This is a genomic window from Streptomyces palmae (genome assembly GCF_004684805.1).
Taxonomy (GTDB): domain Bacteria; phylum Actinomycetota; class Actinomycetes; order Streptomycetales; family Streptomycetaceae; genus Streptomyces; species Streptomyces palmae.
The window spans coordinates 1-9369 of record NZ_SRID01000279.1 but is presented as its reverse complement, the minus strand read 5'-3'; the positions used below and the strand labels follow the sequence as shown (position 1 = coordinate 9369).

Here is a 9369-nt window from a genome sequence, read left to right as displayed (position 1 = left end):
GGACACGGGGGTCCCGCTGGCGGCGGAGGTCACGTTTGGGCGGGGTGGTGCGCGGCTAGGCTCGCGGCATGGCCTTCGACCGCTCAGGTGCCCAGGGTTCACAGGTCCTCGTGGCGTCCAACCGCGGCCCCGTCTCGTACACCGCGGGCGCGGACGGCACCCTGGTCGCCAAGCGCGGCGGCGGCGGGCTGGTCTCCGGCCTCAGCGCCATCGGGCCGGACGCGGGGGCCGTCTGGGTGTGCGCGGCGCTCGGTGACGGCGACCGGGCCGCGGCACGGCTGGCCGCGGGCGGGCACCTCGACCCGGCCGACACCGGCGGGCAGCGGGTGCGGATGCTGGACATCGAGCCGGAGGTGTTCTCCGCCGCCTACAACGACATCGCCAACTCGGTGCTCTGGTTCGTCCACCACCTGCTCTACCAGACCCCGCTGGCCCCCGTCTTCGACGACCGCTTCCGGCACCGCTGGGCCGCGTACGAGCAGTACAACGCGGCCTTCGCGGGCGCCCTGGCGCAGGAGGCGGCCGAGGGCGCCACGGCGCTCGTGCAGGACTACCACCTCGCGCTGGTGCCCGGGCTGCTCCGGAAAATGCGGCCGGACCTGCGGATCGGCCACTTCTCGCACACCCCGTGGGCCCCGCCGGACTACTACCGGCTGCTGCCGGACGACATCGCGGCCCAGGTGCTGCGCGGCATCCTGGGCGGCGACCGCGCGGCGTTCCTCACCGAGCGCTGGGCCGGGGCCTTCGCGGACTGCTGCGCGGAGGTGCTCGGCGCGGAGGTGGTCCGCGAGGGGGGCGGGACGGCGGTCCGGTACCAGGGGCGTACCACCCGGCTGGGCGTGCACGGGCTGGGGGCGGACGCCGACTTCCTGCGGCGGCGGTCGCGGCAGCCCGACGTGGACGAGCGGCTGGCGGCGCTGCGCGCCCAGGTCGGCCCCGACCGGAAGACGATCGTCCGGGTGGACCGTACCGAGCTGTCCAAGAACATCGTGCGCGGGCTGCTGGCCTACCGGCGGCTGCTGGAGCGCTGGCCGGACTGGCGGGGCCGGGTGGTGCACATCGCCTTCGCCTACCCCTCCCGGCAGGACCTGGCGGTCTACCGCGACTACACGGCCGAGGTGCGAAGGATCGCCGAGGAGATCAACGCGGTCTTCGGCACCGCGGACTGGCAGCCGGTGGCCCTGCATGTGAAGGACGACTTCGCCCGTTCGCTGGCCGCCTACCGGCTGGCCGACGTGGCTCTGGTCAACCCGATCCGGGACGGGATGAACCTGGTCGCCAAGGAGATCCCGGTGGTCTCCGAGACGGGCTGCGCGCTGGTCCTGTCCCGGGAGGCGGGCGCGTACGCGGAACTGGGCGAGGACGCGCTGGTGGTCAATCCGTACGACGTGGAGGCCACCGCGGAGGCGCTGCACCAGGCGCTGCAGATGCCGGAGCCGGAACGGGCCGAACGCGGCAGGCGGCTCGCCGCGGCGGCCACCGCGCTGCCCCCGCAGGCCTGGTTCCTGGCGCAGTTGCGGGCCCTGGCGGGGTAGTCGGCGCTCGCCCGCTCCAGGTGCGCGCCCGCCACCCGCGGCGTCGCCGGTGCTCGGGGGCCGCTCCGAAGGGGGCCGGTTACGCCGTGCGGTCCAGCTCGTCCGCCAGTGCCGTCAGCAGGTCGACCACCCCTGAGGGCCCGTCCACCACCAGGTCGGCCTGTTCCGCCAGCTCGGTCACCTCGGCGCTGCCGCTGCACACCAGCAGGCCCCGCGGTCCGTCCGAACGCAGCTTCCGCACCGCGCCGAAGGCCGCCAGATCGCCGAGGTCGTCCCCCGCGTAGAGCACCGCCCCGGCGTCCGTCTCGCGCAGGTACCGGGTGAGGGCCACGCCCTTGTCCATGCCCGGCGGGCGCAGCTCCAGCACCATGCGGCCCGGCTCGACGATCAGCCCGTGCCGCTCGGCCAGGATCCGCAGCGGTTCGCGCAGCGCCTCCAGGGCGGCCTGGGGGTCGGTTGCGCGACGGGTGTGCACGGCGACCGCCCGGCCGCCCTTGTTCTCGATGTGCGCGGTGCCCTCCCAGGCGCCGTTGCGGTCCAGCAGGCCCGGCAGCTCGGCCTGCACCGCGGCGACCCCGGGGTGCGGGGCGGGTGCCCGGACCTCGCCCCGGGCCGCCTCCCAGCGCTCGGCGCCGTACTGGCCGAGCACCACCAGACGGTCCAGGCCCGGTACTCCGGCGAAGCCGCCGTACCGGACGGCGACCCCGGCCGGGCGGCCGGTCACCACCGCCACCGAGCGCACTCGCGGGGCGATCCGGGCGATGGCCGGGACGGCGCCGGGGTGGGCGCGGGCCTGCTCGGGATCGGGGACGATCGGGGCGAGGGTGCCGTCGAAATCCAGGGCGATCACCGCCCGCTCGGGCCGAGCCAGCAGTGCGGCGAGACCGTCACGACCGGCCGGGGTGGTGGGAACCGGAAGAGAGTGGCTACTGCCCATGCGGCGACCCTACCGGGTGCGAGCGGGCACGCACGGAGTGTGCGGACCGGGGGGCGGCATGTCTCGGCCAACGGGGCCCGGTCCCGGGTGCGGTACGCCGGCGGCGGGCGTCAGTGGCCGGTGCGGCCTCCGGGTACGTCAGCGCCGGGGGCGGCGGAACCCGGTATGTCAGGCCCCGGGTACGCCAGCACTGGGTACGTCAGGCACCGCGCGTTTCAGCGGCGGGTGCGGCGGGATTGTCGGAGGCGGCGTAGGCGGTTGACGGTGACCGGGTCGTGGGCGAGTGCCCGCTCGTCGTCGATCAGGGCGTTCAGCAGCTGGTAGTAGCGGGTGGGCGTGATGCCCAGCCGTTCGCGTATCGCGCGCTCCTTGGCGCCCGGGCCGGGCCAGCCCCGGGCCTCCATGGCGAGCAGGGCCCGGTCCCGCTCGGACAACCCGCGGTCCTCCGAGGCCACCGGGTCGTTCTCCGGCTTCCCCGCGGCTTCGGGTGTCCCCTCGGCCTCGGGCACCCCATGCTCCTCAGGCACCGCGGCGTCCCCAGGCATCTCAGCCGGTGCCCCCGCGCCCGTGCCGGTACCCCCGGCGGCGCCGGCGCCCGTGTCGGGGGCCGGTGCCGGTTCGGGAGGTTGGTTCGCGGTCGCAGTCACGCCGTCCAGCCTGCCACCAGGGAGGCCGGGCTGTCCGCGGTCGCCGTCACAACGGACGGCCGTCCGTACCGCCCGCCGCGAGCGCCGGACGGCCTCACCGGTTCGCCCGGCTCGCGACCTCCAGCTCGTCCGCGTGCCGCTGGAGCTCGCTGAGCACGCCGGCCGGGTCGCCGCCGGCGGAGACCACGGCGCCGATCTTCGCCTTGACGTCCTTGCTGACCGCGGCCCAGGAGGGCTTGCTGGCGGGGTAGAACTCCGCGAACTCCAGCTGGTCCAGGAACTGCCACAGCCGCTTGTAGTTGGGGTCCTCGCGCATCGCCTCGGAGACCGTGCTGGTCACCGGGAGCAGGTCGTACTGGCCGGTGAAGTCGATGACGTTGTCGTCGCGGTAGACGAAGTCGAGGAAGGTGCCGATCTGCTCGCCCTTGCCGTTCTGCCGGAAGGCCATCATCCAGTCGGCGACGCCCATGGTCGCCTTGGACGTGCCGTCGACGCCCGGCAGCGGGGCCGTCCCGTACCTCACGCCGCCCTGGGTGGCCTGCTTCATCAGGGTGGGGTGGCCGTTGAGCATGCCGACCTCGCCGCGGGCGAAGGCGTCGAAGACCTGCTGGCGGTTGGTGCGGCCGGGGGCGCCCGGGCCGGTGAGGCCGGCGCCGACCAGCTCGTCACGGAGCCACTCGAAGGTCTTGACGTTCTGCTCCGAGTCGATCACATAGGTGCCGTTGGTGTCGGCGTAGCCACCGCCCCCGCTGAGCATCCACAACATGGTCTCGGCCGGGGCCTCCTCCGGCCCGAGCGGCAGGGCGTACGGGTACTTCACGCCGTGCGCCTTGAGCTTGGTGGCGGCCTTCTTGAGCTCGTCCCAGTCGGACGGCGGGCCGTCGACGCCGGCGGCCTCGAAGAGGTCCTTGTTGTAGAAGAGCAGCCGGGCGCTGGAGGCGAACGGCAGGCCGTACAGGGCCCTGCGCACCTCGCCGGCGCGTTCGATGGAGGGGATGAACGCCGCCTGGGCGGATATGGAGAGCACCTCGTCGGCGCGGTAGAGCTTGCCGGCGTTGGCGTAGTCGGCGTACGCCCCGATCTGGGCCAGGTCCGGGGCCTCGTCGCGAGCGACCAGCTCGGCGACCTTCCGGTCGACCTGGGTCCAGTCGTAGACCTTGACGTCGACCTTGATGCCGCGGTGCCGCACCTCGAAGGCCTGCACCAGCTCGTCCCAGTAGCGCTGCGAGGAGTTGGCGGCGCTGTCCCCGTAGTCCGCGGCGACCAGGCTGATGGTGACCGTCTCCGAGCCACCGGTGCCGCAGGAGGTGAGGGTGGATGCCATCGCCGTGGTGGTGGCGCCCGCCGCCGTGAGACTCAAGAACCGCCGCCGCTGCACCGCGCTACCCGCCCTCTGTTTCGTACTCTTCTTCCGCGGAACACCGGAACTTCACGTTCCGCTCCGGTGGGACTCGCGAACATTCCTCGCAAACCCGCACAAGATCTACACCACCCTGGATCCCGCTCCCGCGCCGCCCCAGGCTAACCGGAACGTCTGCCTCCGCTGAATACCGGGGCGGCCCGACCGCCTGGGAGGCCCTCTCCCGTCAACTCCACCGCAGGTCAGAGCAGTCGGCGGGGGTTACGGAGTCGGCCGCGGGGCAGGACTGACAGGCGGCGCGATGGCACCGCGCGGGGCCTTCCGGAGAGTGGACTAGACCTCTCATGGGGGATCGCGCGACACTGTTCCCCGTGAAACACGTCATCGCCCTCGATGTGGGCGGCACAGGTATGAAGGCCGCCCTGGTCCGGGCGGACGGCACCCTGCTGCACGAGGACCGCCGGGCCACCGGCCGGGAGCGGGGTCCTGAGGCCGTGGTGGCCGGGATCCTGGACTTCGCCGACGAGCTGCGCGTCCTCGGCGAGCGGCGCTTCGGCGAGCCCGCGCTGGCCGCCGGGGTGGGCGTGCCGGGGGTCATCGACGAGGCCCGCGGGGTGGCGGTCTTCGCCGCCAACCTGGGCTGGCGGGACGTACCACTGCGGGCACTGCTCTCCGCGCGGCTGGCCGGGGTGCCGGTCGCGCTGGGCCATGACGTACGCACCGGGGGCCTGGCCGAGGGCCGGATCGGGGCGGGCCAGGGCACCGACCGCTTCCTCTATCTGGCGCTCGGCACCGGGATCGCGGGCGCCATCGGGGTGGGCGGCCGGATCGACCCGGGGGCGCACGGCTCCGCGGGCGAGATCGGCCATGTGGTGGTCCGGCCGGGCGGCCCGCCGTGCGGCTGCGGCCAGTCCGGCTGCCTGGAGCGGCTGGCCTCGGCCTCCGCGGTCGGCCAGTCCTGGGCCACGGCCTGCGGCGACCCCTCGGCCGACGCCGCCGCCTGCGCCCGGGCGGTCGAGGCGGGGGATCCCCGGGCCCGCGCGGTCTGGGCCGAGGCGGTGGCCGCCCTCGCCGACGGGCTGGTCACCGGGATCACCCTGCTGGACCCGCGCATGCTGATCATCGGCGGCGGGCTGGCCGAGGCCGGCGACACGCTGTTCACCCCGTTGCGTGCCGCGGTGTCCGAGCGCATCACCTTCCAACATCTCCCCGACATCGTCCCGGCAGCCCTCGGGGACACCGCCGGATGCCTGGGCGCAGGGCTGCTCGCCTGGGATCTTCTCTCCACGGAGGTATCCGCCTGATGGTGCAACGAACGGTTCTCTCCGGCGCCCGGGTGGCGCTGCCCTCCGGCACGGTCGACCGCGGCCGGGTGACGGTCGAGGGGCGGCACATCGTCTCCGCCGAGGCGGTGGTCCCGGCCGCCGCGGAAGGGGTCCGGCCCGGCCCGGACCGCCACTACGACCTCGGCGGCCTGCTGGTGGTGCCCGGCTTCGTGGACATCCACTCGCACGGCGGCGGCGGGGCCTCCTTCTCCGCCGGGACCGCCGAAGAGGCGCTGACCGTGGCCCGTACGCACCGCGCGCACGGCACCACCACCCTGGTGGCCTCCACCGTCACCGGCGAGCTGGGCGACCTGGCCCGGCAGGCGGCGGTGCTGGCCGAACTGGTGCAGCAGGGCGAGTTGGCGGGCATCCACTTCGAGGGCCCGTTCATCTCGCCGCACCGCTGCGGCGCCCACCAGCCCGAACTGCTGCGCGACCCGGACCCGGCGGACGTGCGCAAACTGATCGACGCGGCGAGCGGCGCCGCCGCGATGATGACCCTGGCACCCGAGCTGCCCGGCGGCATGGAGTCGGTGCGGCTGCTCGCCGAGCACGGGGTGGTCGCCGCCATCGGCCACACCGACTCCGGCTACGAGGCCGCCCTGGAGGCCATCGAGGCGGGCGCCACGGTCGCCACCCACCTGTTCAACGCCATGCCCTCGCTGCTGCACCGCGCGCCCGGCCCGGTCGCCGCCCTGCTGGAGGACGAGCGGGTCACCGTGGAGCTGATCAACGACGGGGTGCATCTGCACCCGGCCGTGCTGCAACTGGCGTTCCGGCGCGCGGGGGCGGACCGGGTCGCGTTCATCACCGACGCCATGGGCGCGGCCGGCATGAACGACGGCAACTACCCGCTCGGCCCGATGACCGTCGAGGTCAAGGGCGGTGTGGCGCGGATCAGCGAGGGCCCGACCGCGGGTTCCATCGCGGGCTCCACGCTCACCTTGGACCGCGCCTTCCAACGGGCCCTCACCATCGACGGGCTGACCGTGGACCAGGCGGTGCAGGCGCTCTCCGACACCCCGGCCCGGGTGCTCGGGATGGACGACCGGATCGGCTCCCTGGCCGCCGGCAAGCAGGCCGACCTGGTGGTGCTGGACGAGGCGTACCAGGTGGTGGGCGTGATGCGGCAGGGCGCGTGGGTGGTGGAGCCGCCGACGCGGAGCTGATCCCCTGGCCGGGGTCCGCGGTGGCCGCCCGGTGGGCGGTGCCGGGCGTCTGGGCGGGGCGCCTGGGCGGCGGCAGGGCTGATGGGTGGTGCCGGTCGTCTGAGCGGCGGTACGTGTGGGGCGGCGCCGGGCGTCTGGGCGGGGCGCCTGGGCGGCGGCAGGGCTGGTGGGTGGTGCCGGTCGTCTGAGCGGCGGTACGTGTGGGGCGGCGCCGGGCGTCTGGGCTGCGGTACGTCGCGGGGTGCGCGGTGCGCCCCCGGGGCCGTACGTCCCGGGGTGCGGTGGTGTGTGGTGGGGCCGGCTTTCCCTCTGGATGGGCCGTACGTCCCGGGGCGCGGTGGTGCGTCGGGGGCCGTTCGGCCGGCCGGCGCGGGACGGCTCCCCGGGGAGATAACGGTGGGAGCACGAAGGGTCGCCCACCGCACCCCTCAGTGGCATGATCGCTGGTGGGGCGCATCCCGCGATGCGTCCGCGGGGCGCATCCGTCGGGGAGACGGGAGAGCCGGAGAGAGCCAGGGGAGAGGGGATTCCAGGTGATCCTCACGGTCACGCTCAACGCTGCCCTCGACATCACCTATCAGGTGCCACGGTTCCAACCGCGACGATCGCACCGCGTCTCCGAGGTACTGGAACGCCCCGGCGGCAAGGGGCTCAACGTGGCCCGGGTGCTGGCCGCGCTCGGCCATGAGGCGGTGGTCACCGGCTTCGCGGGCGGTGGCACCGGCGCGGCACTGCGCCGGCTGCTGGCCGAGGTGGACGGGGTCACCGACGCACTGGTGCCGGTGGTGGGCGCCACCCGGCGCACCATCGGCGTGGTCGACACCGGCGGCGAGGCCACCCAACTCAACGAGCCGGGACCGCTGATCACCGGCACCGAGTGGGAGGAGTTCACCGCCTGCTACGCCCGGCTGCTCCGGGGCGCGGCGGCGGTGGCGCTGTGCGGCAGCCTGCCCCCGGGCGTGCCGGTCGGCAGCTACGCCCGGCTGATCCGGGAGGCGCACGCCGCGCACATACCGGTACTGCTGGACACCAGCGGCGAGGCGCTGCGGCGCGGACTGGCGGCCCGCCCGGACGTGGTCAAGCCCAACACCGACGAGTTGGCCGGACTCACCGGCTCCACCGAGCCGCTGCGGGCCGCGGTCGACACCCGGCGGCGGGGCGCGCACGCGGTGGCCGCCTCGCTGGGGGCGGAGGGCATGCTGGCGGTCACCGCGACGGGTGCCTGGCGGGCCGCCCCGCCGCGTCGCCTGACCGGCAACCCGACCGGTGCCGGCGACTCGGCGGTGGCCGGGCTGCTGTCCGGGCTGGTCGAGGGGGAGTCGTGGCCGGACCGGCTGGCCCGCGCGGTGGCGCTGTCCGCGGCGACGGTACGGGCGCCGGTGGCAGGTGAGTTCGACCGTGCGACGTATGAGGAGTTGCTGCCGCGGGTGAAGGTGAGCGAGCAGCCGGCGGCGGCGTGACGCGGGTTCCTTACGGTTTGGCGCTGGGCCGTTCGGGGGTGTGTCGGTGGTTGGCTGCGGGTGTGCCGTGGCTTGTCGCGCAGTTCCTCCCCCAGACTCCGTCCGGGGGTACCCCCCGCGCCCCTTTGGGGCGCCGTTTGGGGTTGTGTCGGTGATCGGCTGCGGGTTGGCTGTGGCTTGTCGCGCAGTTCCTCGCGCCCCTTGGGGGCGCCGTCCGGGGACCCCAGCGGCCCTTGGGAGCGCCGTTTGGGGTTGTGTCGGTGATCGGCTGCGGGTTGGCTGTGGCTTGTCGCGCAGTTCCTCGCGCCCCTTGGGGGCGCCGTCCGGGGACCCCAGCGGCCCTTGGGGGCGCCGTTCGGGGTCAGGTCGGTGATCGGCTGCGGGTGTGCCGTGGCTTGTCGCGCAGTTCCTCGCGCCCCTTCGGGGCGCGGCGTTCGGGGGCCGCCAGTGGCCCTTGGAGGCGTGGGGCGGGCTGGGAAACGGGTTGTTGGGGGACCCGGGAATGAGGAGTGGTTGTGGCTCTGGTCGGTACCGGTGAACTCGTCGCCTCGGCTCGTGTGGCCGGGGACGGGGTCGCCGCTTTCAACGTGATCACCCTGGAGCACGCCGAGGCGATCGCCGCCGGGGCGGAGGCCGCCGCCAGGCCCGCGATCCTCCAGATCTCCGAGAACGCGGTGCGGTTCCACGGCGGGCGGCTGGCCCCGCTGGCCGCCGCGGCGGCAGCGGTGGCGCGCGCCTCCAGTGCGCCGCTGGCACTCCATCTGGACCATGTGGAGAGCGGGGAGTTGCTGCGTGCGGCGCATCCGGCCGGGTTCGGATCGGTGATGTTCGACGCCTCCCGGCTGCCCTACGCGGAGAACGTCAAGGCGACCGCCGAGGCGGTGCGCTGGGGGCATGAGCGCGGTCTGTGGATCGAGGCCGAGCTGGGCCGGGTGG

8 protein-coding genes are annotated in these 9369 nt (G+C 74.6%); 5 read left to right on the top strand and 3 right to left on the bottom strand.

The window, feature by feature from the left end; genetic code table 11:
- The first annotated feature begins 68 nt into the window (after positions 1-68).
- A complete protein-coding gene (locus E4099_RS23760; protein ID WP_135341155.1) occupies positions 69-1535 on the top strand; it encodes an alpha,alpha-trehalose-phosphate synthase (UDP-forming) in 1467 nt (488 codons plus the stop codon).
- Between the two features lie 79 nt (positions 1536-1614).
- On the opposite strand, the gene otsB is transcribed toward E4099_RS23760, so the two are convergent.
- The 3 genes from otsB to E4099_RS23745 all read right to left on the bottom strand — a co-directional run bounded on the left by otsB (position 1615) and on the right by E4099_RS23745 (position 4443).
- Positions 1615-2472: a trehalose-phosphatase gene (gene otsB, locus E4099_RS23755; protein ID WP_135341154.1), complete on the bottom strand. Its 858-nt coding sequence runs from the start codon at positions 2470-2472 to the stop codon at positions 1615-1617.
- 215 nt (positions 2473-2687) lie between these two features.
- Positions 2688-3017, bottom strand: a complete 330-nt coding sequence (locus E4099_RS23750) for a DUF3263 domain-containing protein (RefSeq protein WP_135341153.1) — start codon at positions 3015-3017, stop codon at positions 2688-2690.
- Positions 3018-3213: 196 nt separating this feature from the next.
- On the bottom strand, positions 3214-4443 hold the full coding sequence (locus E4099_RS23745) for an extracellular solute-binding protein (RefSeq protein ID WP_135341152.1): 1230 nt from the start codon (positions 4441-4443) through the stop codon (positions 3214-3216).
- 380 nt (positions 4444-4823) lie between these two features.
- Here E4099_RS23745 and E4099_RS23740 point away from each other — a divergent pair, with 380 nt between their 5' ends.
- The 4 genes from E4099_RS23740 to E4099_RS23720 all read left to right on the top strand — a co-directional run.
- Positions 4824-5783, top strand: coding sequence for an ROK family protein (locus tag E4099_RS23740; protein ID WP_135341151.1), 960 nt, complete (start codon positions 4824-4826; stop codon positions 5781-5783).
- Entirely contained in the window at positions 5783-6973 is a 1191-nt protein-coding gene (gene nagA, locus E4099_RS23735) for an N-acetylglucosamine-6-phosphate deacetylase (RefSeq protein ID WP_135341150.1), read from the top strand. Before E4099_RS23740 ends, nagA begins: the two co-directional genes overlap by 1 nt.
- Before the next feature lie 533 nt (positions 6974-7506).
- Positions 7507-8433, top strand: a complete 927-nt coding sequence (locus E4099_RS23730; RefSeq protein WP_135341149.1) for a 1-phosphofructokinase family hexose kinase — start codon at positions 7507-7509, stop codon at positions 8431-8433.
- Between the two features lie 515 nt (positions 8434-8948).
- Positions 8949-9369: class II fructose-bisphosphate aldolase (locus tag E4099_RS23720; RefSeq protein ID WP_209446708.1), on the top strand; the 421-nt coding region annotated here is incomplete at its 3' end.

Excerpts from the sequence above, each read along its gene's own strand:
- E4099_RS23760 (WP_135341155.1), top strand. The coding sequence starts at position 69 with ATGGCCTTCGACCGCTCAGGTGCCCAGGGTTCACAGGTCCTCGTGGCG.
- otsB (WP_135341154.1), bottom strand. The coding sequence starts at position 2,472 with ATGGGCAGTAGCCACTCTCTTCCGGTTCCCACCACCCCGGCCGGTCGT.
- E4099_RS23750 (WP_135341153.1), bottom strand. The coding sequence starts at position 3,017 with ATGCCTGGGGACGCCGCGGTGCCTGAGGAGCATGGGGTGCCCGAGGCC.
- E4099_RS23745 (WP_135341152.1), bottom strand. The coding sequence starts at position 4,443 with ATGGCATCCACCCTCACCTCCTGCGGCACCGGTGGCTCGGAGACGGTC.
- E4099_RS23740 (WP_135341151.1), top strand. The coding sequence starts at position 4,824 with ATGGGGGATCGCGCGACACTGTTCCCCGTGAAACACGTCATCGCCCTC.
- nagA (WP_135341150.1), top strand. The coding sequence starts at position 5,783 with ATGGTGCAACGAACGGTTCTCTCCGGCGCCCGGGTGGCGCTGCCCTCC.